We start from the raw sequence: 21,421 nt of genomic DNA, 5'->3' as shown, positions 1-21,421 counted from the left end.
CCAGCGCGCCTGTGCGGTACATATGTATCGCACAGACTGTAATGTATCGCCTTACACTCTATTCCATGATGAAATCCTTCCAGCACAAAGGCCTCAGGGTCTTTTATGAAACGGGTTCGACGCGGGAATTCGGCAGACCACGGGAAGCGGCTGGCTCGCATGCTTCAGTTCATGGACAGGGCATGCATGCCAAGCGACCTGGACATCCCCGGGTGGCGATTGCATTCGCTCAAGGGTGATCTGGTCGATTATTGGTCGCTGAGCGTTTCAGGGAACTGGCGAATTGTCTTCCGCTTCATCGAGTCCGACATCTAACTGGTCGACTACCTCGACCATCACTGACAGGAGGCTGGAACATGCCAATGCACAATCCGCCACATCCTGGCGAAACATTGCTGGTGGACGTATTGCCCAAGCTGGGCATCACGGTGACCGAACTGGCGAGACACCTCGGTTTCGCTCGACCGCACCTTTCTCGGGTACTGCACGGCCATGCACCGGTCAGCCCAGACCTGGCAGTACGCCTGGAACGCGCAGGCATCGGCAAGGCACGCGTCTGGCTGGGCGTCCAGACCGACTATGACCTATGGCAAGCCGAGCGGCGCGAACAACCAATGATCGAACCCCTTGCCCATCACATTTGACGCTGTCACGCCAACAACTCCGCCGCCACCACGCTCCTCACCCCTTTACCGGCTAATGCTTCCACCAGCGCAAGGGCAAACACCAAGGCGGCGGCGGAACCCTGGGCGGTGATGCAATTGCCGTCCACCACCACCGGCTGGTCGACGAAGCTGCACCCGGACAGTTGCTGGCTCACGGCGGGCAGGCAGGTCATCCGGCGCTGGCGCAGCACGCCGAACGCCTGGAGCACCAACGCCGGGGCTTCGGCGATGGCGGCGAAGATGCGCCCGGCGGCCGCCTGGTCTTTGATCAACTGTTGCAAAGGCGGGTGGGCCGCCAGGTGTTGCACGCCGATGATGCCGCCCGGCAAGACGATCAAGTCGAAATCCTGCACCAGCACGTCCACCAGCATGCCGTCGGCGGTCAGGCGCGTTCCGCGTGCGCAGGTGAGCATGCGACGGCCTTCGATACTCGCCACGACGACTTCAAGCTGCGCCCGGCGCAACACGTCGATCAGCGTCACCACCTGCAAATCATCAACGCCTTCAGCCACGGCGATCAGGACTCGGGGGATCTTGGTTCCAGGCATCATGGGCACTCTCCGCTGGGTGATCCTTCAAGACTAGTCAGCTTTGCCGGGCCCTGTCAGCCGAAGGTCGTCCACGGCATGTCATTTGATGTACAACTGGGTCGACATCCGGTTACCCGGTGCGTTGATCGACACGTTGCTGAAGCTGAAGGTGCCTTCCTGCTTGCCCTTCAGATCGAAGATATACAAGTAGCCGACCGTTCGCCGGGCTCCGGTCGAACAATCATTGAGATTGCCATTGTCGTATGCACACACCGGTGAACGGGTGCCGTCGACCTCGAAGCCGTCCAGCGTGACATTCGGCTGGTGGCCTATGCCGAGCTCCAGCACGTAGACCTTGATATGCGGGCCACTGTGGTCGCAACGGGTTTGCGCCTGACCCGCAGCGATGTCCTCGAAACCACAGGCCGGCGACTCGACCTTGAGCACCTTGACCTCGCTCAGCGGTGGTGCCGACGCGGCGTGCGCGACCGGCACGGCCAGCCCCAGGCCGAACACCCAGGCCCATGCAATGTTTTTCATGCGATACATCCCGACCGTCCGAAATCGGGCGCAGTATGGCCCAACTTTTGCCTGCGCACACTTATGCGACGCACACCGAGGATCGCAGCCACATCGCCGCGCTGCTATGATGCGCGGCTTTTTCCGACCTGCAGAAAATCCCGGCGCCCCTGGCGACCTGTGCTTTGCTGTTGAGGTCGATACATTCACGGCGCCGCGCGCGCCACGGGGAGCAGACATGCTGGAAAGGCTGTTTCAACTCAAGGCACACAATACCAACGTGCGGACCGAGATCCTGGCGGGCGTCACGACGTTCCTGGCCATGGCCTACATTCTGTTCGTCAACCCGAGCATCCTCGGCGAAACCGGCATGGACAAGGGCGCGGTATTCGTCGCCACCTGTCTGGCGGCGGCCATTGGTTCCACAGTCATGGGCCTGATCGCCAACTACCCGATCGCCCTCGCGCCGGGCATGGGCCTGAACGCCTTCTTCACCTACACCGTGGTCCTGCACATGGGCCATACCTGGCAAGTGGCGCTGGGGGCGGTGTTCGTCTCCGCCGTGCTGTTCTTTCTGCTATCGATCTTCCGCATCCGGGAATGGATCATCAACAGCATCCCGCTGCCACTGCGCTCGGCCATCGCCGCCGGTATTGGCCTGTTCCTGGCGCTGATCGCCCTGAACAACGCCGGCATCGTGGTGAAAAACCCAGCAACCATGGTCGGCCTCGGCGACCTGAAGCAACCGGCGCCGATCCTGGCAACCCTGGGCTTCGTACTGATTGTCGCTCTGGAGGCGCTTAAAGTGCGCGGCGCGGTACTGATCGGCATCCTGGCGGTCACCATCGTCTCGATCCTGATGGGCTTCACGCCCTTTGGCGGCATCATTTCCGCGCCGCCATCCCTGGCCCCGACCTTCCTGCAGCTGGACATCAAGGGCGCCCTGGACATCGGCCTGGTCAGCGTGATCTTCGCGTTCCTGTTCGTCGATCTGTTCGATAACTCCGGCACCCTGATCGGCGTCGCCAAGCGCGCCGGGCTGATGGGCAAGGACGGCCACATGCCGAAAATGGGCCGTGCGCTGATTGCCGACAGCACCGCCGCCATGGCCGGTTCGCTGCTAGGCACGTCGACGACCACCAGCTACATCGAATCGGCGGCGGGCGTCAGCGCCGGCGGCCGCACCGGCCTTACGGCGATCGTGGTCGCGATCCTGTTCCTGCTGGCGCTGTTCTTCTCGCCGTTGGCCGCCAGCGTCCCGGCCTTCGCCACCGCGCCGGCCTTGCTGTTCGTCGCGGTATTGATGACCTCCGGCCTGGCTGAAATCGACTGGGACGACGTTACCGTTGCCGCTCCGGTGGTGATCACTGCCCTGGCGATGCCGTTCACCTATTCCATCGCCAACGGCATCGCCTTCGGCTTCATCGCCTGGACCGCCATCAAACTGGTGTCCGGCCGCGGACGTGAGCTGAACCCGGCGCTGGTCATCCTTTCGATCCTGTTCGTTATCAAGTTGGGTTGGTTCAACGCATGACTTTTGATTCCCAGGCCTACACCACCCAGCTGCAAGACAAGGTCGTGCGCCTGCGCGACCTGCTGGCTCCGTTCGAGGCCCCCGAGCCCGAGGTGTTCGACTCTCCGCTACAGAACTTCCGCCTGCGAGCCGAATTCCGCCTGTGGCGCGAGGCCGGCGAACGCCATTACGCGATGTTTTCCCAGGAAGACAAGCGCACGCCGATCCTCATCGAAGCGTTCCCCATCGCCAGCCTGCGCATCAACCAATTGATGCCGCAGCTCAAGGCCGCCTGGCAAGCCAGCGCGCCGTTGAGCCACAAGCTGTTCCAGGTGGAGTTCCTGACCACCCTGGCCGGCGACGCGATGATCACCCTGTGTTACCACCGTCCGCTGGATGAACACTGGCACGCCGCAGCTTCGAAACTGGCGGCCGAGCTGGGCGTAAGCATCATCGGCCGCTCCAAGGGCAAACGCGAAGTGATCGGCCACGACTACGTGGTGGAGAAACTCGACGTGGGCGGCCGCACCTTCAGCTATCGCCAACCCGAAGGCGCCTTCACCCAGCCCAACGGCACGGTGAACCAGAAGATGCTCAACTGGGCTTATAAAGCCCTGGGCGATCGCAATGACGACCTGCTGGAGTTGTACTGCGGCAACGGCAACTTCACTTTGCCGCTGGCAACCCGTGTGCGCAAAGTGCTCGCCACTGAGATCAGCAAGACTTCGGTCAACGCCGCACTGAGCAACCTCAGCGAGAACGCGGTAGACAATGTCACGCTGGTGCGCCTGTCCGCTGAAGAGCTGACCGAAGCCCTGAACGAAGTTCGGCCGTTCCGGCGCCTACAGGGCATCGACCTGAAAAGCTACGAATTCGGCAGCGTCTTCGTCGACCCGCCTCGCGCCGGCATGGACCCGGACACCTGCGAGCTGACCCGGCGCTTCGACAACATCCTCTACATCTCTTGCAACCCCGAAACCCTCGCCGCGAACATCGCGCAACTGAACGATACCCACCGCATCACGCGCTGCGCGTTGTTCGACCAATTCCCTTGGACCCACCACATGGAATCCGGGGTTTTGTTGACGCGGCGCTGACCTGCGCAATCCTTCGTGGCGAGGGAGCTTGCTCCGCTCGGTTGCGTAGCAACCGCAAATGCTTGGGGCTGCTGGCCCGATGCGTCGGACCGGCCCAGCGGTAGCAAGCTCCCTCGCCACAGTTGCCTTCCCCAACCTCCCGACTGGTGCAATGTTCGATCATCGAACACTTATTGCCCGACAACCGCTGCTTTATTTGACCAAATTAACCATCTAGTACAATTTATCTCCACCGGCTGAAACCCGCCGAGACCAACAATAAAAATGTGGAGATTGTGCGATGCCTCCGATCGTTCTGGTGCTCAACGGCCCGAACCTGAACCTGCTCGGCACCCGCGAGCCGGCGACCTATGGCCACGAAACCCTGGCCGATATTTCCGCGCTGTGCGGCCGCGCCGCCGAGGAGTTCGGCCTGGCCGTGGAATTTCGCCAGACCAACCAGGAGGGTGAATTGATCGACTGGATTCACGGCGCCCGAGGCCGGTGCGGCGGTATCGTCATCAACCCGGCGGCCTGGACCCACACCTCCGTGGCGATCCGCGATGCCCTGGTGGCGAGCGAAGTGCCGGTCATCGAAGTCCATCTTTCCAACGTCCACGCCCGCGAGACGTTTCGCCACCACTCCTTCGTCTCATCCGTCGCCATCGGCGTGATGTGCGGGTTTGGCAGCCATGGTTATCGCCTGGCCCTTGAACATTTCAGTCATCGGTTGAAGGGTTGAGCGCATGCCGAACGTCACTGTACTGGCCGGCCTGATCGGCGCGGGTATCCAGGCGTCTCGCACGCCAGCGCTGCATGAGCGCGAAGGCGATGCCCAAGGCATGCGTTACCTGTATCGACTGATCGATCTCGACGCGCTGAAACTCGACAGCAGCGCCCTGCCCGACTTGCTGATGGCCGCCGAACGCATGGATTTCACCGGCCTGAACATCACTTTTCCTTGCAAGCAGGCGGTCATCCCTCTGTTGGATGAACTTTCGGCGGAAGCGCGGGGAATCGGCGCGGTGAACACCGTGGTGCTCAAGGACGGCAAGCGCATCGGCCATAACACCGACTGCCTGGGTTTCGCCGAAGGTTTTCGTCGAGGCCTGGGCGATGTCGCGCGCAACCGCGTGGTCCAGATGGGCGCTGGCGGCGCTGGCGCAGCGGTGGCCCACGCCTTATTGGTGGAGGGCGTGGAGACGCTGAGCATTTTTGATGTCGAGGTCAGCCGTGCCGAGGCATTGGCCAACAACCTGAACCAACACTTCGGCGCCGGTCGCGCCCGCGCCGGGCATGATCTTCCCGCTGCCATGGCCGAAGCCGACGGCTTGGTGAACACCACACCCATGGGCATGGCAAAACTGCCGGGCATGCCGGTGCCGGTCGAGTTGTTGCGGGGCGACCTGTGGGTGGCGGAGATTGTGTATTTCCCGCTGGAAACCGAACTGCTGCGCAACGCCCGCGCGCTCGGCTGCCGCACACTGGACGGCGGCACCATGGCGGTGTTCCAGGCGGTGAAGGCGTTCGAACTGTTCAGCGGCGTGGCGCCGGATGCGGGGCGGATGCTGGCGCATTTTCAGAGCATGAATCCCTGAAGCCAAGCCAAAATCCCTGTGGGAGCGAGCCTGCTCGCGAAAGCGGTGTGTCAGTAAGCGAATTCGTGACTGACACACCGCCTTCGCGAGCAGGCTCGCTCCCACAAGGTATGCGTTAGGTTCACGGTCAGGCTTGCAGATATCTCAGCACCGACTCACACACCATCTGTCGGTGTCGCTGCTTGACCGCTTCGTCCGACAAGTCGATCTGAAAGATCTCACCAAACGTCTGGCGGTTCGACACCCGATAGAAGCAGAACGAACTGATCAGCAAATGTACATCCAGCGGTTCCAGGCCGGCGCGGAACACCCCTTCTTCGGCGCCGCGACGCAGGATCACGCCCAGGGAGTCGAGGATGGTATTGGTCATCGCCTTGATTGCACCAGACTGTTTCACGTACTCGGCGTTGTGGATGTTTTCAATGCAGACGATACGCACGAAATCCACGTTGCGGTCGTGGTGATCGAAGGTGAATTCCACCAGGCGCCGGATCGCCTCGACTGGCGCCAGCTCTGCCAGATGCAGGCGGCTTTCGGTGGTGCGGATATCGCCGTAGAGTTTCTCCAGCACCTCCACGTACAGCTGTTCCTTGCTGCCGAAGTAGTAATAGATCATGCGCTTGGAGGTGTGGATGCGCTCGGCGATAGCGTCGACCCGAGCGCCCGCCAGGCCTTGCTGGACAAACTCGACGATGGCTTCCTGGAGAATGTTCTCCCGGGTTTTCTCCGGGTTGTTCTTGCGACTCTTGCGCGGCGCGGCGACAGGTTCGTCGAGGGCTGCGGAAAGCTCTGGATTCATAGTCATTGCGGGCTCACGGCCGTCACTGCACAGGTTGGCGATTATGGGCCGCACCGGGCAGTGAAGGAAGCCAAGGCACTGCCCTTTACCGCCATCGTTACGATTTCCCTACAACTTGGCGTGCCGCACGCCGCCACTGCGGGACTTGGCCATGGCCGCCAGGCGCACCGCGACGTTGGCGGCGCCGTACCCCGCGTAACCGTTCTTGCGCTGGATGATTTCGAAGAAGAAACGCCCTTCGAACGGCTCGGTATAGACATGAAACAGCTCGCCACCCTGGGCATCCCGGTCGTACAGCACGTTGAAGTATGCCAGCTCGCTGAGGAACTCATCGTCGAAATCGAAACGCGCCGCCAGGTCGTCGTAGTAGTTGAGGGGGATGTCCAGCAACGGCACCCCGGCCTCCTTGGCACAACTGACCTGGGCAAAGATGTCATCGCAATCGAAGGCAATGTGATGCACGCCGGAACCGCGATAACTCGACAGCGCATGTGAGATTGCGGTGTTGCGGTTCTCGGAAATGTTCAACGGCAAGCGAATCGAGCTGCAGCGGCTGCGCAGCGCACGGCTTTTCACCAGGCCATACGGGTCCGGCAGTACCACTTCGTCGTCGGCCTCGAAGTCCAGCAGGCTCTTGTAGAACAGCACCCAGCTGTCGAGGCTGTCGGCCGGCAGCGCCATCGCCATGTGGTCGATGCGCTTGAGCCCGGCGCCGATGGCGGCAGCGGGCTGCAGATTGAAGTCGGTGCCGTAGACGTCGGCGTCCTGATCCACCAGGTAGATCAGGCTGCTGTCCGGCGCGCGTACCGCCGCCAGCTCCAGTTCATTGGGCCCGACGAGCCCGCGATACGGCTGGCCCTTGTAGGCCACGGCCCGTTTCAGGGCGCTGGTGCTGTCCTTGACGCGTACCGCCATGGCGCACAGCGAAGGGCCGTGGGCCTCGAAAAAACTATGGGCGAAGGAATACGGCTCGCAATTGAGGATCAGGTTGATATCGCCCTGGCGCAACAGGCTGACGTTCTTGGAGCGATGCTGGCCGGCCTTGACGAAGCCCAGGCGCTCCAGCCAATGGGCGAGCTTGGCGCCGAGATTGTCGTCCACGGCAAATTCAAGGAACTCGATGCCGTTGTATTCGCTGGCCGCAGGGGTCTCGAACAGAATTTCAGGCGTCTGCGCGGGCGCTTCCTCGGCCAGGCGCTGGCGCGTCTTCTCTTCCAGGTACAGCAGTGAACGCAACCCATCGGCCGCATTGGCCCTGGGCGGCGCGGCGCGAAAGCCGTCGTTGAAGATTTCCAGCGACAGCGGCCCGGTGTAGCCGCTCTTGATGATCGGCGCGAGGAATCCCGGCAAATCGAATTCGCCCTGACCCGGGAAACACCGGAAGTGCCGGCTCCATTCCAGGACGTCCATCGCCAGGATCGGCGCATCGGCCATTTGCACGAAGAAGATTTTCTCGCCTGGAATCTCGGCGATGGCGCTGGGGTCGCCCTTGAGCGACAAGGTATGGAAACTGTCGAGCAGCACGCCCAGGTTCGGGTGATCGGCTTGGCGGACGATGTTCCAGACCTGTTGATAAGTATTGACGTGCCGGCCCCAGGCCAACGCTTCATAACCGATGCGCAAGCCTCGGGCGCCGGCCCGCTCGGCCAGCAGCCGCAGGTCATCGATCAGTATCCGTTCGTCGCCGACGCTGTCGGCCGAAGCATTGCTGCACACCAGCACCAGGTCGGTGCCCAACTCCTGCATCAAGTCGAACTTACGCTCGGCTCGCTCCAGGTTACGCGCCAGGCGATCCCGGCGGCATCCTTCAAAATCTCGAAAGGGTTGGAACAGCGTGATGGCAATGCCCAGGTCGGCGCACATCTGCCTGATTTCCCGGGGGCTGCCGTCGTAGTAAAGGAGATCGTTCTCGAAAATCTCCACACCGTCAAAACCGGCGGCGGCAATGGCTTCGAGTTTTTCCGGCAGGGTACCGCTCAAGGAAACAGTGGCAATGGAACGCTGCATGACTTCGGCTCCCGGGACTGGCGTCGGCTACAAAAAATGCGCCGCTTTTTAAAAGAGTCGGGGGATTATTGAGCTGCCGGTTTCTTTGGGCAATTTAATATGTACCATCCGGTTAGTTTTTTGGGCGATTATCGAACACTATGCCCGATCAGCGAATTGACGATTTTTTGTCCACTGCCCACCATCGACATCACATTGTTGCCAAGCCTCAATGCAGACCCAGACCACACCATAAGAATTTCAAGAACGGGTGACCCTATGATTCCTTCCCAAAGTTCCCGCCTGGCCCACGGCCCGGTTGTCGCCAGCGGTGGCATCGGCGACAAGATCCGTGGCGCGATGGCCGTGGGCAAGACCCGTTGGGGCATGCTCGCCCTGGTATTTTTCGCCACGACCCTGAACTACATCGACCGCGCCGCCCTCGGAGTCATGCAGCCGATCCTGGCCAAGGAGATGAGCTGGACGGCGATGGACTACGCCAATATCAATTTCTGGTTCCAGGTCGGTTACGCGGTCGGTTTCGTGCTGCAAGGGCGGTTGATCGACAAGATCGGCGTCAAGCGCGTGTTCTTCTGCGCCGTGCTGCTCTGGAGCCTGGCGACCGGCGCCCACGGCTTGGCTACCTCGGCGGTGGGCTTCATGGTCTGCCGCTTCATCCTTGGCCTGACCGAAGCCGCCAACTACCCGGCCTGCGTGAAAACCACGCGGTTGTGGTTCCCGGCGGGCGAACGCGCCGTGGCCACCGGCATCTTCAATGCCGGGACCAACGTCGGCGCGATGTTCACCCCAATGCTCCTGCCGCTGATCCTGCACGTCTGGGGCTGGCAGGCCGCGTTCCTGTGCATGGCGGCCCTGGGCGGTATCTGGCTGGTGTTCTGGGGCCTGAAATACTTCAACCCCGAAGACCACCCGAGCGTGAAGCAGTCGGAACTGGACTACATCCAGGCCCAGGAAGAACCGGACCCGGTAAGTGTTCCGTTCTCCCGCATCCTGCGCATGCGCGGCACCTGGGCATTCGCCCTGGCCTACTCGATCACCGCGCCGGTGTTCTGGTTCTACCTTTACTGGCTGCCGCCGTTCCTGAACCAGCAATACAACCTGGGCATCAACGTGACCCAGATGGGCATCCCATTGATCATCATTTACCTGACCGCCGATTTTGGCAGTGTCGGCGGGGGGATCCTGTCGTCATTCCTGATCGGCCGCGGGGTCAATCCGATCAAGGCGCGACTGATGTCCATGCTGCTGTTCGCTTGCTGCATTGTCGGGGTGATCATGGCGGCCGGCTCCAGCAGCCTGTGGGTGGCGGTGTTTGCCATCTCCCTGGCCATCGGCGCGCACCAGGCCTGGACCGCGAACATCTGGAGCCTGGTCATGGACTACACGCCCAAGCACATGATGAGCACGGTGTTCGGCTTCGGCGGCATGTGCGCGGCCATCGGCGGGATGTTCATGACTCAGTTGGTGGGGCACATCCTCACCATCACTAACAACAACTACACCGTGCTGTTCACCCTGATCCCGGCGATGTACTTCATCGCGCTGGCCTGGATGTACTTCATGGCGCCGCGCAAAGTGCCTACCCTGGAGAATCGATAGGCTATAACGCCCCGTGGCGAGGGAGCTTGCTCCCGCTCGATTGCGCAGCGATCGCAAAAAAGCGAGGGCCGCTTCGCAGCCCAGCGGCAGCAAGCTCCCTCGCCACAAACGTCAGCGCCAACCCTCAGGGGTGTGTGCAGCCCGTTATCTGCGCCGCTGTTGCCACGCCGCCGCCAACCCGCTCAAGCAGATCAGCGTAATACCCACCACCGTCGTCAGCGTCGGCGTATGGCTGAAAAACAACCAGCCCAGCAGCCCGGCAAAGATGATCTGGCAATACCCGAACGGCGCAAGCAGCGCCGGGGCGGCGAAGCGGAAAGCCTGGGTCAGCATCAAATGCGCGGTCATCCCGCACGCCCCCAGCGCCAACATCATCAAGCCGTGGGTCACGCTCGGCACCTGCCAGAAGAACGGCACCAAGGCGCTCATCACTAGCGTATTGCACAGTCCGGCGAAAAAATTGCTGGTCGTGGGGCTGTCTATCTCGGCGAGTTTGCGCGTGAGCAGTTGATAAAAGCAGAAGAACAGCGCCGAACAGAACGGCAACAACACCGCCGGCGTGAACAAATCGCCACCGGGGTGAACAATGATCAACACCCCGATGAAACCGAAGATCACCGCGATCCACTGACCACGTGTCACATGCTCGCCCAGCAGCGGTACCGACAATGCCGTGACCAGCACGGGGGCGAGGAAGTTGACCGCCGTCGCTTCCGCCAATGGGATGAACATCAGCGAGGTGGTAAAAAACAAACTGGTGCCTAACAGGCATATAGCCCGGGCAACCTGCCACAACGGGCGCTTGGTACGCAGCACCCGCAACCCCGAACGTGGCAGGAAAATACCCGCCATCAACAAGGTGTGCACCACGTAACGGGCCCATACCACCATGATGATGGGATAGAAACCCGAGAGATATTTGGACAACGCATCGTGACTGGAGAACAAAAACGTTGCGACCAGAATAAGCACGATGCCCTTGAAAGCCTGATTGACGCCGGAGAGCGGAGTGCTGATGGTCATGAAGGAAACCTGCGTTGCTTGATATTGAGGCCGGACGCACAGTGCAGTTATTGGGCCAGCGAGGGTTCCGATAAGTTCTGGATCCCAAGTGTAATGAAAAATCCACAGCCGGACAGGATCGGCTCGCCGATGAACCAAAATCCCCGGCGGTTGCCTGACTGCTCAAGCGCGACGCGCGCCTTGAACGCCTGAGGGCTAGACTCATCGCCACGGCAGTCATTTCTTCGCAGGGCCATTCAGAGGATTTCCCACATGTTATGGAAAAAAGGTCGCCGCAGTGACAACGTGATGGATGCCCGGGGTGACGGTGGGGGCGGCGGCGGGATGCGTTTCGGCGGTGGCAAGGGGCTGAGCCTGACGGCCATCATCCTCATCGTCGGCATCGGCTGGATCACCGGCCAGGACCCGATGCAGATTCTCGGACAACTCACCGGGCAGATGGAACAAGGTTCCGCGCCCACCTCTTCGCAATCCCGCCAGGCGCCACCGGCCAACGATGAGCAGGCGGAATTCGTGCGCTCGATTTTGGGTGATACCGAGGACACATGGGGCCAGGTCTTCCAGCAGGCCGGGCGCCAGTACCAGCAACCGAAGCTGGTGTTGTTCAGCGGTCGGGTCAATTCTGCATGCGGCCTGGCATCCTCGGCCACCGGACCGTTCTATTGTCCGGCAGATCGACAGGTCTACCTGGACATGAGCTTCTTCCATGAAATGTCCCAGCGTTTCTCCGCCGCCGGGGACTTCGCCCAAGCCTACGTCATCGCCCACGAGGTCGGCCACCACGTGCAGACCCTGCTCGGCGTGTCGGCGAAAATCCAGGAGGCGCGCCAGCAAGGCCGGCAAATGGAAGGCGACGGCGGTTTGCTGGTGCGCCAGGAATTGCAGGCCGATTGCCTGGCCGGCGTCTGGGCCAATCACGCGCAGAAACGCCTCAACTGGCTTGAGCCAGGGGACATCGAGGAAGCCTTGACCGCCGCCAATGCCATCGGCGACGACCGCCTCCAGCAGCAAGGCCAGGGCCGCGTTGTGCCGGACTCCTTCACCCACGGCACTTCGGCCCAGCGGGTGCGCTGGTTCAAGACCGGTTTCGCCCAGGGCCAGGTCAGCCAGTGCGACACCTTCGCAGCGAAAAACCTGTAGATGAAGTGGGCGGCGTTGATCGGGCTGGTGCTCTGTTGCGCCGTTGCCCAGGCCGAGGAACACGGCGTCCAGGCGGTCGCCCAGGGGCGCCTGCTGCTCAAGGGCGGGATCATGGCCGTTGCCGTGAGCCCGCCGCCGGCTTCGATCGAGCGGGTGTTGATCATCCTTCACGGTCGGCTGCGCAATGCCGACACTTACCTTCACAGCGGTGAAAAGGCCGCCGCGCAGGCCGGTCAATCGACCACGACGTTGATCATCGCCCCGCAGTTTCTCAACGAACTGGATGCGGCACGTCATCAGTTGCCCGCCGACCTCCTGCGCTGGCAAGGCAACGACTGGATGGCGGGCGGCTTGTCCATCGGACCGAATCCGGTCAGTTCATTTCAAGTGCTGGACGACATCGTGGCGCGGGTCAGCGACCGACAGCAGTTTCCAGAAGTGAAGGAAATCGTCATCGCCGGCCATTCCGGTGGCGCCCAGGTGGTGCAGCGCTACGCCCTGCTCGCCCACGGCATGTATCGCATCGCGCCTCGGTTCGTCATCGCCAATCCATCGTCGTATGCCTATCTTGACGCGCAACGGCCCATGGCGTTCGACCCGGCCAGTTGCCCGGCTTTCAATCGCTGGAAATATGGCTTGGAGTACCTGCCCGCCTATGCGTCCGGACAAACCGCCACGCAGCTCGAAGATCAATACATCAAGCGCGACATCACTTATTTGCTGGGACAACAGGACATCGACCCGGAGCATCCGGCGCTGGACAAAGGCTGCGAGGCTCAGACCCAAGGGGCGTATCGCTTACTGCGCGGGCATTTCTTTTTCGACTACCTGACGCGGCGCCATCCGCAAGGACTCAATCAGCGGCTGATCGAAGTGCCAGGGGTTGGGCATGATGGGGATGGGATGTTCAATTCGCCGGAGGGGCTACAAGTATTGTTTGGGCAGTAAGTCTTGTGGCGGCGTATCGGGCCTCATCGCGAGCAAGCTCGCTCCCACAGTGGGCCTGGTGCAGACACAAATCTTGCGCTCGACGGAAATCTCCTTGTGGGAGCGAACTTGCTCGCGATGACGATCAATCAGCCAACCGACCTCTCAAGCCGACAACATCTGCCGCAACTCCTCGCAATCCCGCGCATGCCAGTCCGTCAATTCAGGCCAGGGATTGTCCGGCAGGTTCACCAACACCGTCCGCGCCCCCGCTGCACGGCCGCAGTCCAGGTCAAAGCGGTAATCCCCCACCATCACCATCGAGCCGGGCGCCACTTCCCACGCCTCGGCCAGTTTCAACAGGCCACCGGGGTGCGGTTTGGGCGGTGCCTCGTCGCGGCCCAGCACGTCTTGCACCGCAAAACAGTCAGCCAGGCCGATGGCTTCGAGGGTGATATGCGCCAGCTCGCGGGCATTGCGGGTCAGGATGCCCAGGCGGTACCCACGCCCGGCCAGCTCACGCACCAATTCGACCGCCCCCGGCGCGGGCTTGGAGCCCAGCGCCAGGTCCCGCTCGTGCTCCAGCAACCAGGCGTGCTTGGCGGCGGCTTCTTCCGCGGGCAATGCCGCCAGGTGCGTAAGGATGTCGTCTTCGGCCGGAATCGCCAGGGCGACGCGGATCGCGGCGAAATCATGCACGGCAATGGTCAGCGTGCCATCCATGTCGAACACCCAATGGCGCACATCGGACAGGCTCATGCCCAGTCCTTGCGATGGCGGATGAGGCCTTCCTGGGTCACCGATGCCACCAACAGCCCGGCGCGGTTGAACACGCTGCCTCGGGAGAATCCACGGGAATTTCCGGCCCACGGGCTGTCCATGGCATAGAGCAACCAGTCATCGGCGCGCAGGTCGGCATGGAACCACAACGCGTGGTCAAGACTGGCGACCTGCATATCCTTGTGCCACACCGACTTGCCGTGGGGCAGCAGCGAGGTGGTCAACAGGCCGAAATCCGACGCGTAGGCCAGCAGGTATTTGTGCAGGGCCGGGATGTCCGCCAAGGCGCCATCGGCACGGAACCACACGTATTTGACCGGATCGGCCGGTTGCGGGTTGTAAGGGTCTTTTTCGGTGACCGGACGCACCTCGATCGGCTTGGGGCAAAGCAGTTTTTCGCGCATGTGCTCGGGCAGCAGATGGGCGCGCTGCTGGGTCAGCTCCAGCTCGGACGGCAGGTTCTCCGGCCCGACGACTTGCGGCATGGTGCTCTGGTGCTCGAAACCCTGCTCGTCATATTGGAACGATGCGCTGCAGGTGAAGATCGGATTGCCCTTTTGAATCGCCGTGACCCGCCGGGTACTGAAACTGCCGCCGTCCCGTACGCGGTCTACCTGATAGACCACCGGCAGGGCCGCATCGCCCGGACGCAGAAAATAACCATGCATCGAATGCACGTGGCGCGCCTCTTCCACGGTCTGGCTGGCCGCCGACAACGACTGGCCCAATACCTGGCCGCCGAACAACTGGCGAAACCCCAGGTCCTGGCTACGACCGCGAAACAGGTTCTCTTCGATAGGTTCCAGGGTCAGCAGGTCGACCAGATCTTCCAACACGTGGCTCATTCAGACTTTCCTCACACAGCGCAAAAACCGCGCAGTCTACGCTGCGGCGGCGGATCGATAGTGGCCCGGGCCATTTTGGTGGGCATTGTAACGTCCGTGTCGGCTAACCGTGCAGAGTCTGCAACCACTGCTCCCGGTCAATGCGATAGAGCACATGGTGACGCAATGGATGACCGACCGCGAGCTTTGGATGTTCGAAGTCATCGGCCGGGTCGTGGTGCATGCCGATGGCCTGCATGACCTTCTGCGACGGCAGGTTGTCGGTGGCGGTAAACGCCACCACCTCGTCCAGCCCCAGGCGGTCGAAGGCGCAACGCAACGCCGTCCACGCCGCTTCGCTGGCATAGCCGAACCCCCAATGCTCGCGGGCCAGGCGCCAGCCGATTTCCACGGCCGGGGTAAAATGCGCGGCGAATCCGACCACGCCCAGCCCGGTAAAGCCAATGAAAGCGCCAGTATCCTTGCGCTCCAACGCCCACAAACCAAAACCATGCTCTGCAAAATGCCCGCGCACGCGGCCGATCAACGCAGCGCTTTCCAGGCGACTCAAGGGTGCCGGAAAATAACGCATCACTTGCGCATCGGCAGACATGGCCGCGAACGTGGGCAAATCATCGTCGCGCCATTGCCGCAGTATCAACCGTGCGCTTTCCAGTTCCAGTATCGGCTCCATCTTCACTCCCTTTCCATGCCCCAGAGTCTACATCGCTGGTAGGATCCGTGGCTCAACCACCACTGAAAACACCATGCCGCTACCGTTGATCTACCACGAAGACTACAGCCCCGAGTTCCCAGCGGAACACCGCTTCCCCATGGACAAGTTCCGCCTGCTGCGCGATCACCTGGTGGAGAGCGGCCTGGCCCAGGACACAGACCTGCTGCGTCCCGCCCTGTGCCCGCCGGAGATTCTCGCCCTGGCCCATGACCGCGCTTATATCGAACGCTACATGGGCGGCGAGTTGTCCCGCGAAGACCAACGGCGACTTGGCCTGCCCTGGAGCGAAGCCCTGGCGCGGCGAACGGTGCGCGCCGTGGGTGGCTCGCTCCTGGCCGCCGAAAAGGCGCTTGAACACGGACTGGCCTGTCATCTGGCCGGCGGCACCCATCACGCCCACTACGACCACCCGGCCGGCTTTTGCATTTTCAATGACCTGGCCGTGATCAGCCGCTACTTCCTGGCCAGCGGCCGGGTTTCGCGAGTGTTGATTTTCGACTGCGACGTGCACCAGGGTGACGGTACGGCTCGAATACTCCATGACACTCCAGACGCCGTGACAGTTTCCCTGCACTGTGAAAAGAATTTTCCCGCACGCAAGGCGCAGAGTGACTGGGACATTCCACTGCCGATGGGCATGGAAGACGCTGCGTACCTTAAAGTCGTGGACGATGCGCTAAATTATCTGCTGCCGCTCTACCAGCCGGACCTGGTGCTGTACGACGCCGGCGTCGACGTACACAAGGATGACGCCCTCGGTTACCTGAAACTTACCGACGAAGGCCTCGCCGCCCGGGACGAAAGCGTCATGCGCCATTGCCTGGGGCGGGACATTCCGGTAGTGGGCGTCATCGGCGGGGGCTACAGCAAGGACCGCAAGGCCCTGGCCCGGCGCCACGGGATCCTGCACCACAGCGCACAAAAGGTCTGGGCGTCATCAGGCTGTCATTGAAATCTGGGCGCTTTACCCACAATGCCTGTGGAGCGGCCTGTGGATAACCTGAGCGAAACGGCTTACAGCCTATGGCGCGTATAGCTTGCGTAGATGTGGTTGTTTTTTGATCACGTATTCAGAAGGCATCACATTCAAATGTGGGAGCGAGCCTGCCCCCGATAGGGGCATGTCAGTCGACATGGATGTTACTGATCCGCCGCTATCGCGAGCAGGCTCGCTCCCACAGGAGTTTGTACTGATAGAATGCCGCGCTATTCCTTGTTTCCGCAGTTCACACCATGACCTCGACCACCCAGCCCTCCTCCCCACACATAGCCATCATCGGCGGCGGCCCCGCCGGCTTGATGGCAGCCGAGGTGTTGAGCCAGGCTGGTGTCCAGGTCGACCTGTACGACAGCATGCCGTCGGTGGGCAGGAAATTTCTATTGGCGGGCGTGGGCGGCATGAACATCACCCACTCCGAAGCGTTCCCGGCGTTCCTGTCCCGCTACGGCGAACGCTCGCCAAATATCGCCCCTCTGCTGCGGGCATTCGGCGCGGATGAGTTGTGCCAATGGATACAGGGCCTGGGCATCGACACGTTTGTGGGCAGCTCGGGGCGCGTCTTTCCGACCGACATGAAAGCCGCCCCACTGCTGCGCGCCTGGCTCAAGCGCCTGCGGGACGCCGGGGTGGTGATCCACACCCGCCACCGCTGGCTTGGCTGGAGCCCCGACGGCGGCTTGCGCATCGCCAGCCCGGACGGTGAAAAAACCTTGTTCCCCGACGCAACGCTGTTGGCGCTGGGCGGCGGCAGTTGGTCGCGCCTGGGCTCCGATGGCGCCTGGATGCTGTCGCTGGAACAGCGCGGCGTGGCGTTGGCACCCTTGCAACCGAGCAATTGCGGATTCGACGTGGCCGCCTGGAGCGACTTCATGATCGGCAAGTTCGCCGGTACCCCGCTCAAGAACATCGCCATCGGCCTCAACGACGATGTGCCACGCCTGGGCGAATGCGTAATCACCGCCACCGGCCTCGAAGGCAGCTTGATCTATGCCCTGTCGGCAGCGATTCGCGAGGCCATCAACCAGCACGGCAGCGCGACCATTCATCTGGACCTGTTGCCAGGCCGGCCTGTGGATAAAATCCTCCAGGCCTTGAACAAACCACGCGGGTCACGCTCGATGGCCAAGCACTTGCACAGTCAATTGGGGCTCGACGGGGTCAAGGCAGCGCTGTTGCGCGAGCTGACGTCCGCCGATTGCTTCGCCGACATGGCGCGGCTGGCGAAAGCGATCAAGGCCTTGCCGGTCACGCTGGTGAAAACCCGTCCACTGGACGAAGCCATCAGCAGCGCCGGCGGCGTGACCTTCGAAGCGCTGGACGAACGGCTGATGCTCAAGCAATTACCCGGCGTTTTCTGCGCGGGGGAAATGCTCGACTGGGAAGCGCCGACCGGCGGCTATTTGCTCACGGCGTGCTTTGCCAGTGGCCGGGCGGCGGGGTCGGGGATGCTGGAGTGGTTACAGCGCCTGGATTGAAAACCTGGGCGCCGGCCATCGCGAGCAAGCTCGCTCCCACAGAAGATCTGTGGTGCATACAGGATCTGTGAACACCTGAGCACCACTGTGGGAGCGAGCTTGCTCGCGATAGCGGTATATATCAGGCGCAGCAATATCAAGGCTTACGCTTACGCGGCCCAGTGTTGAAGACCGGCACTTTGCGCACAGGCTTGACCGAAGGTTCCACAGGCGCAGCGTCGCCACTGTCCACCCACTTGCCCAGATTGCGCTTGCCGCCGCCACCGGAGGTCTTTGGTTTCTTCGGCTTCTTCGGTTTTTTGATGACCTGGCCGCTGGCATCGGTCTCCGGCACGCGGTGTTCAGGCTCGAAATCCTGTTCCATCTGGCGCGGCAATGTCTGACGGGTCAGGGTCTCGATGGCCGACAGCAGGTTCACTTCATCGGCGCAGACCAGGGAAATCGCCTGGCCCGTAGCACCTGCCCGGCCCGTACGGCCGATGCGGTGGATGTAGTCCTCGGCCACGATTGGCAGGTCAAAGTTCACCACCAACGGCAAGTCCTCAATGTCCAAGCCACGGGCGGCGACGTCGGTGGCTACCAGTATCTGCACTTCGCTGGCCTTGAAGCGATCCAGCGCGCGCTGGCGGGTCGCCTGGGGTTTGTCACCGTGGATGCCGTCGGCATTCACACCGAGGCCCTGGAGTTTTTCCACCAGCGCATCGACGCCGTTGCGGGTCTTGGCGAACACCAGCACCTGCTTCCACTTGTGCTTGCGCATCAGGTGAATGAACAGTTCCGGCTTGCGCTTCTTGTCCACCGTCACCACCCATTGCTTGACGGTATTGGCAGCCACGTTGCGCGGGCTCACTTCGATGCTCAGCGGGTCGTTGAGCATCTGCCCGGCCAACAGGCGGATCGCATCGGAGAAGGTCGCCGAGAACAGCAGCGTCTGGCGCTTCTTCGGCAATGCCTTGTAGATGTTCGCCAGCTCTTCGGAGAAACCCAGGTCGAGCATGCGGTCGGCTTCGTCCAGCACCAGCGTTTGCAACTGGTTGAACTTCAGCGCGTTCTGGCGGAACAGATCGAGCAAGCGGCCCGGCGTGGCCACCAGCAAGTCGACACCTTTGCGCAACTTCATCATCTGCGGGTTGATGCTGACACCGCCATATACGGCGTAGGTGCTCAAAGGCAAGTGCTGCGCATATTGGCGCACGCTTTCGTGGACCTGCTCGGCCAGCTCGCGGGTCGGCACCAAAATCAGCGCACGCACCGAGTTGGCGGCGACTTTCGGCCCTTCGGTGGTCAGCAACTGCAACAGCGGCACGGCGAAACCGGCGGTCTTGCCGGTGCCGGTCTGGGCCGCGGCCATCAGGTCGCGCCCGGCGAGCACGGCCGGCATGGCTTGGGCCTGGACCGGGGTCGGAGTCTGGTAGCCGAGCGTCTCGAGGGCGCGCAGCAGGGGTTCGATCAGGCCAAGGGTGGCGAAAGTCATGGAGGTACCGTAGGAAAAATCAGCGCAGGGTGTGCAATGCGCGGCAGTTTACCCTAAATCAGGATTCGGCCGGTGCGGGCTTGGGCTTGCGCCACTGGGGCAAACCGATCAGCACCACGGCGCTGATGATCACCAGCATCGCCAAGGCTTCCTCTATACCAATGGTCTCACCGGCGAAGACGATCCCCAGCAACACCGCCACCGCCGGGTTGACGTAGGCATAGCTGGTGGCCGCGGCCGGGCGCACATGCTTGAGCAGATACATGTAGGCGTTGAAGGCAATGATCGAACCGAAACCGATCAGGTAGACCAGCGCGAACCAGCCTTCCAGCGGCGGCATGTGGTCCAGACGTTCGCCGCTGGCAAAGCTGCCGATCAATAGCACCACGCCGGCCACCAGCATCTCCACGGCGCTGGCCATCGCTCCCGCCGGCAACGGCAGATGTTTGCTCAGTACCGAACCGAAGGCCCAGGAAGCCGCCGCGAACACCAGCAAGGCCGCCCCCAACGGGCTCGATTGCAGGTTGGAGCCCAGGTTGAGCATGGCGATGCCGATCAATCCCAACACAATACCGGCCCATTCGAGACGGGTATTACGCGCGCCCCAGAAATATCCACAGAGCAAGGTAAACAAAGGCACCGTCGCCACGGCCAACGCCGCCACCCCCGACGCCACGCCCATGTGCTCGGCGATGCTCACCGCACCATTGCCGAACGTCAGCAACAGCACGCCGATGAGCGCCCCGGCCTTCCATTGCGCCCAGGTCGGTGCCGGCGCCCCGCGCCAGCGCAGGAAGCCGTACATCAGCGATCCGGCGATTACGAAGCGAATCCCGGCCAGCAGCAACGGCGGCCAATGCTCGACGCCAATGCGAATCACCAGGTAGGTCGAACCCCAGATAACGTACAAGGCAAAAAAAGCAGCGATCAGAGGCAAGGGGAAACGGCGTGGGCCAGGCATGTTCAGCTCGAAGTCAGGACGATGAAACCTGTCATTCTAAAAAGGCGATCGACAGAAATTAAGTTACAAAATCTGTTTATCCGAGCCATACACTTTTCAAGACACGGTAGATCTCAGATCAACACGACCCATCCAGTGGGAAGGTTTCGCGGTGTATTCAGAACCCGCGATGGCGTTTGAGGTGTTCGTTGATCTTCGCTGCCGGCACTTTTTGCAAGCTGCACAGCAAGTCATGGGACAACGCCCGCAGCCCATGCTTTTCTCGCAGTTCCGAGGCCAGGTGCGCGGTGAGGTTGGCGGCCATTTCGGCGTCGGCCATGGCGCGGTGAGCCTGGCCGGTGTGGGGCAAGCCGGCGAAAGTGTTGAGGGTGCCAAGCTTGTGGTTCGGCGCCGCTGGCATCAAGCGCCGGGCCAGCAACAGCGAGCAGGCAAAGTTCTGCAAGCGGGTGCGCTTGATGCGTCCCAATTCGAAATCCCAGAACTTCTGGTCGAACGCGGCGTTGTGGGCCAGCAGCGGCGTGATGCCGACGAATTCGTTGACCTCGTTCATCACTTTTTCCGCCGGGGGTGCGCTGCGCAACATGGCGTTGCTGATGCCGGTGAGCTGTTCAATGAAGGCCGGGACGCGAACGCCCGCGTTCATCAGGCTCTGATAACGGTCGACGATCCGGCCCCGTTCAAGGATCACCACGGCGATTTCGGTGGCCCGGCAGCTGCTGCTCGGGGTGATGCCGGTGGTTTCAAAGTCGATGACTGCGATGCGTTCCAAACCTGT

At 61.9% G+C, this 21,421-nt stretch carries 21 protein-coding genes and 1 pseudogene; 11 read left to right on the top strand and 11 right to left on the bottom strand.

Annotated elements, in window-relative coordinates:
• Positions 1-65 precede the first annotated feature (65 nt).
• Together J3P81_RS03680 and J3P81_RS03675 are read left to right on the top strand one after the other, a co-directional pair.
• A pseudogene (locus J3P81_RS03680) lies at positions 66-315 on the top strand (type II toxin-antitoxin system RelE/ParE family toxin).
• Between the two features lie 41 nt (positions 316-356).
• Positions 357-644: a HigA family addiction module antitoxin gene (locus J3P81_RS03675; protein ID WP_420767285.1), complete on the top strand. Its 288-nt coding sequence runs from the start codon at positions 357-359 to the stop codon at positions 642-644.
• Positions 645-649: 5 nt separating this feature from the next.
• Here the strand turns inward: J3P81_RS03675 and J3P81_RS03670 are convergent, their stop codons facing one another.
• Both J3P81_RS03670 and J3P81_RS03665 read right to left on the bottom strand, forming a co-directional pair.
• Positions 650-1,216: a DJ-1 family glyoxalase III gene (locus J3P81_RS03670; protein ID WP_420767286.1), complete on the bottom strand. Its 567-nt coding sequence runs from the start codon at positions 1,214-1,216 to the stop codon at positions 650-652.
• A 78-nt stretch (positions 1,217-1,294) separates the two neighbouring features.
• Positions 1,295-1,735 carry a DUF4879 domain-containing protein gene (locus tag J3P81_RS03665; RefSeq protein ID WP_434562200.1) on the bottom strand — a complete coding sequence of 147 codons (441 nt, stop codon included), beginning with the start codon at positions 1,733-1,735 and terminating at the stop codon, positions 1,295-1,297.
• Positions 1,736-1,952: 217 nt separating this feature from the next.
• On the opposite strand from J3P81_RS03665, the gene J3P81_RS03660 reads away from it, so the two are divergent.
• The 4 genes from J3P81_RS03660 (at position 1,953) to J3P81_RS03645 (ending at position 5,901) form a co-directional block, all read left to right on the top strand.
• Positions 1,953-3,248 carry an NCS2 family permease gene (locus tag J3P81_RS03660; protein WP_420767288.1) on the top strand — a complete coding sequence of 432 codons (1,296 nt, stop codon included), beginning with the start codon at positions 1,953-1,955 and terminating at the stop codon, positions 3,246-3,248.
• Positions 3,245-4,324: a tRNA (uridine(54)-C5)-methyltransferase TrmA gene (trmA, locus tag J3P81_RS03655; protein WP_434562198.1), complete on the top strand. Its 1,080-nt coding sequence runs from the start codon at positions 3,245-3,247 to the stop codon at positions 4,322-4,324. Before J3P81_RS03660 ends, trmA begins: the two co-directional genes overlap by 4 nt.
• A 280-nt stretch (positions 4,325-4,604) precedes the next feature.
• Positions 4,605-5,045, top strand: coding sequence for a type II 3-dehydroquinate dehydratase (gene aroQ, locus J3P81_RS03650; RefSeq protein ID WP_434562196.1), 441 nt, complete (start codon positions 4,605-4,607; stop codon positions 5,043-5,045).
• Between the two features lie 4 nt (positions 5,046-5,049).
• Positions 5,050-5,901 (top strand): shikimate dehydrogenase, encoded by an 852-nt coding sequence (locus J3P81_RS03645; RefSeq protein ID WP_434562194.1) that lies wholly within the window; start codon positions 5,050-5,052, stop codon positions 5,899-5,901.
• 127 nt (positions 5,902-6,028) lie between these two features.
• Here J3P81_RS03645 and J3P81_RS03640 read toward each other — a convergent pair whose 3' ends face one another.
• Entirely contained in the window at positions 6,029-6,706 is a 678-nt protein-coding gene (locus tag J3P81_RS03640) for a TetR/AcrR family transcriptional regulator (RefSeq protein WP_420767292.1), read from the bottom strand.
• A gap of 102 nt (positions 6,707-6,808) precedes the next feature.
• Entirely contained in the window at positions 6,809-8,707 is a 1,899-nt protein-coding gene (gene quiC, locus J3P81_RS03635; RefSeq protein ID WP_434562192.1) for a 3-dehydroshikimate dehydratase QuiC, read from the bottom strand.
• Positions 8,708-8,965: 258 nt separating this feature from the next.
• Between quiC and J3P81_RS03630 the strand changes: the two genes are divergently transcribed.
• Positions 8,966-10,306, top strand: a complete 1,341-nt coding sequence (locus J3P81_RS03630; RefSeq protein WP_434562190.1) for an MFS transporter — start codon at positions 8,966-8,968, stop codon at positions 10,304-10,306.
• A 144-nt stretch (positions 10,307-10,450) separates the two neighbouring features.
• On the opposite strand, the gene J3P81_RS03625 is transcribed toward J3P81_RS03630, so the two are convergent.
• Entirely contained in the window at positions 10,451-11,329 is an 879-nt protein-coding gene (locus J3P81_RS03625; protein ID WP_434562188.1) for a DMT family transporter, read from the bottom strand.
• A 252-nt stretch (positions 11,330-11,581) separates the two neighbouring features.
• Between J3P81_RS03625 and ypfJ the strand changes: the two genes are divergently transcribed.
• Entirely contained in the window at positions 11,582-12,469 is an 888-nt protein-coding gene (gene ypfJ, locus J3P81_RS03620; RefSeq protein ID WP_434562186.1) for a KPN_02809 family neutral zinc metallopeptidase, read from the top strand.
• The gene (locus J3P81_RS03615) at positions 12,470-13,417 is read left to right on the top strand and encodes an alpha/beta hydrolase (protein ID WP_434562184.1); all 948 of its coding nucleotides are present in this window, start codon (positions 12,470-12,472) and stop codon (positions 13,415-13,417) included.
• A 144-nt stretch (positions 13,418-13,561) separates the two neighbouring features.
• Here J3P81_RS03615 and J3P81_RS03610 read toward each other — a convergent pair whose 3' ends face one another.
• From J3P81_RS03610 to J3P81_RS03600, 3 genes are all read right to left on the bottom strand, one after another.
• Positions 13,562-14,155 carry an HAD family hydrolase gene (locus J3P81_RS03610; RefSeq protein WP_434562182.1) on the bottom strand — a complete coding sequence of 198 codons (594 nt, stop codon included), beginning with the start codon at positions 14,153-14,155 and terminating at the stop codon, positions 13,562-13,564.
• The gene (tesB, locus tag J3P81_RS03605; protein ID WP_434562180.1) at positions 14,152-15,021 is read right to left on the bottom strand and encodes an acyl-CoA thioesterase II; all 870 of its coding nucleotides are present in this window, start codon (positions 15,019-15,021) and stop codon (positions 14,152-14,154) included. Before tesB ends, J3P81_RS03610 begins: the two co-directional genes overlap by 4 nt.
• A gap of 103 nt (positions 15,022-15,124) precedes the next feature.
• Positions 15,125-15,694 carry a GNAT family N-acetyltransferase gene (locus J3P81_RS03600; protein ID WP_434562178.1) on the bottom strand — a complete coding sequence of 190 codons (570 nt, stop codon included), beginning with the start codon at positions 15,692-15,694 and terminating at the stop codon, positions 15,125-15,127.
• 73 nt (positions 15,695-15,767) lie between these two features.
• Between J3P81_RS03600 and J3P81_RS03595 the strand changes: the two genes are divergently transcribed.
• Positions 15,768-16,688 (top strand): histone deacetylase family protein, encoded by a 921-nt coding sequence (locus J3P81_RS03595; protein ID WP_434562176.1) that lies wholly within the window; start codon positions 15,768-15,770, stop codon positions 16,686-16,688.
• Between the two features lie 281 nt (positions 16,689-16,969).
• On the top strand, positions 16,970-18,211 hold the full coding sequence (locus J3P81_RS03590; protein ID WP_434562174.1) for a TIGR03862 family flavoprotein: 1,242 nt from the start codon (positions 16,970-16,972) through the stop codon (positions 18,209-18,211).
• 136 nt (positions 18,212-18,347) lie between these two features.
• On the opposite strand, the gene J3P81_RS03585 is transcribed toward J3P81_RS03590, so the two are convergent.
• From J3P81_RS03585 to J3P81_RS03575, 3 genes are all read right to left on the bottom strand, one after another.
• Positions 18,348-19,685 (bottom strand): DEAD/DEAH box helicase, encoded by a 1,338-nt coding sequence (locus tag J3P81_RS03585; protein ID WP_434562172.1) that lies wholly within the window; start codon positions 19,683-19,685, stop codon positions 18,348-18,350.
• 58 nt (positions 19,686-19,743) lie between these two features.
• Positions 19,744-20,646 carry a drug/metabolite exporter YedA gene (yedA, locus tag J3P81_RS03580; protein WP_420767303.1) on the bottom strand — a complete coding sequence of 301 codons (903 nt, stop codon included), beginning with the start codon at positions 20,644-20,646 and terminating at the stop codon, positions 19,744-19,746.
• Positions 20,647-20,803: 157 nt separating this feature from the next.
• On the bottom strand, positions 20,804-21,415 hold the full coding sequence (locus J3P81_RS03575) for a 3'-5' exonuclease (protein ID WP_420767304.1): 612 nt from the start codon (positions 21,413-21,415) through the stop codon (positions 20,804-20,806).
• Positions 21,416-21,421: the final 6 nt, after the last annotated feature.

The sequence above is a fragment of the Pseudomonas sp. R1-6 genome, from assembly GCF_051132115.1.
Taxonomy (GTDB): Bacteria; Pseudomonadota; Gammaproteobacteria; order Pseudomonadales; family Pseudomonadaceae; genus Aquipseudomonas.
The sequence above is the reverse complement of the archived record's forward strand: the minus strand, read 5'-3'. Positions and strand labels throughout refer to the sequence as shown.

Coding starts and splice junctions, on each gene's coding strand:
- J3P81_RS03600 (WP_434562178.1), bottom strand. CDS start 15,694: ATGGAGCCGATACTGGAACTGGAAAGCGCACGGTTGATACTGCGGCAA.
- J3P81_RS03615 (WP_434562184.1), top strand. CDS start 12,470: ATGAAGTGGGCGGCGTTGATCGGGCTGGTGCTCTGTTGCGCCGTTGCC.
- J3P81_RS03595 (WP_434562176.1), top strand. CDS start 15,768: ATGCCGCTACCGTTGATCTACCACGAAGACTACAGCCCCGAGTTCCCA.
- J3P81_RS03610 (WP_434562182.1), bottom strand. CDS start 14,155: ATGAGCCTGTCCGATGTGCGCCATTGGGTGTTCGACATGGATGGCACG.
- J3P81_RS03645 (WP_434562194.1), top strand. CDS start 5,050: ATGCCGAACGTCACTGTACTGGCCGGCCTGATCGGCGCGGGTATCCAG.
- J3P81_RS03625 (WP_434562188.1), bottom strand. CDS start 11,329: ATGACCATCAGCACTCCGCTCTCCGGCGTCAATCAGGCTTTCAAGGGC.
- J3P81_RS03585 (WP_434562172.1), bottom strand. CDS start 19,685: ATGACTTTCGCCACCCTTGGCCTGATCGAACCCCTGCTGCGCGCCCTC.
- aroQ (WP_434562196.1), top strand. CDS start 4,605: ATGCCTCCGATCGTTCTGGTGCTCAACGGCCCGAACCTGAACCTGCTC.
- tesB (WP_434562180.1), bottom strand. CDS start 15,021: ATGAGCCACGTGTTGGAAGATCTGGTCGACCTGCTGACCCTGGAACCT.
- yedA (WP_420767303.1), bottom strand. CDS start 20,646: ATGCCTGGCCCACGCCGTTTCCCCTTGCCTCTGATCGCTGCTTTTTTT.
- J3P81_RS03590 (WP_434562174.1), top strand. CDS start 16,970: ATGACCTCGACCACCCAGCCCTCCTCCCCACACATAGCCATCATCGGC.
- trmA (WP_434562198.1), top strand. CDS start 3,245: ATGACTTTTGATTCCCAGGCCTACACCACCCAGCTGCAAGACAAGGTC.
- J3P81_RS03665 (WP_434562200.1), bottom strand. CDS start 1,735: ATGAAAAACATTGCATGGGCCTGGGTGTTCGGCCTGGGGCTGGCCGTG.
- J3P81_RS03640 (WP_420767292.1), bottom strand. CDS start 6,706: ATGACTATGAATCCAGAGCTTTCCGCAGCCCTCGACGAACCTGTCGCC.
- J3P81_RS03670 (WP_420767286.1), bottom strand. CDS start 1,216: ATGATGCCTGGAACCAAGATCCCCCGAGTCCTGATCGCCGTGGCTGAA.
- quiC (WP_434562192.1), bottom strand. CDS start 8,707: ATGCAGCGTTCCATTGCCACTGTTTCCTTGAGCGGTACCCTGCCGGAA.
- J3P81_RS03630 (WP_434562190.1), top strand. CDS start 8,966: ATGATTCCTTCCCAAAGTTCCCGCCTGGCCCACGGCCCGGTTGTCGCC.
- J3P81_RS03675 (WP_420767285.1), top strand. CDS start 357: ATGCCAATGCACAATCCGCCACATCCTGGCGAAACATTGCTGGTGGAC.
- J3P81_RS03660 (WP_420767288.1), top strand. CDS start 1,953: ATGCTGGAAAGGCTGTTTCAACTCAAGGCACACAATACCAACGTGCGG.
- ypfJ (WP_434562186.1), top strand. CDS start 11,582: ATGTTATGGAAAAAAGGTCGCCGCAGTGACAACGTGATGGATGCCCGG.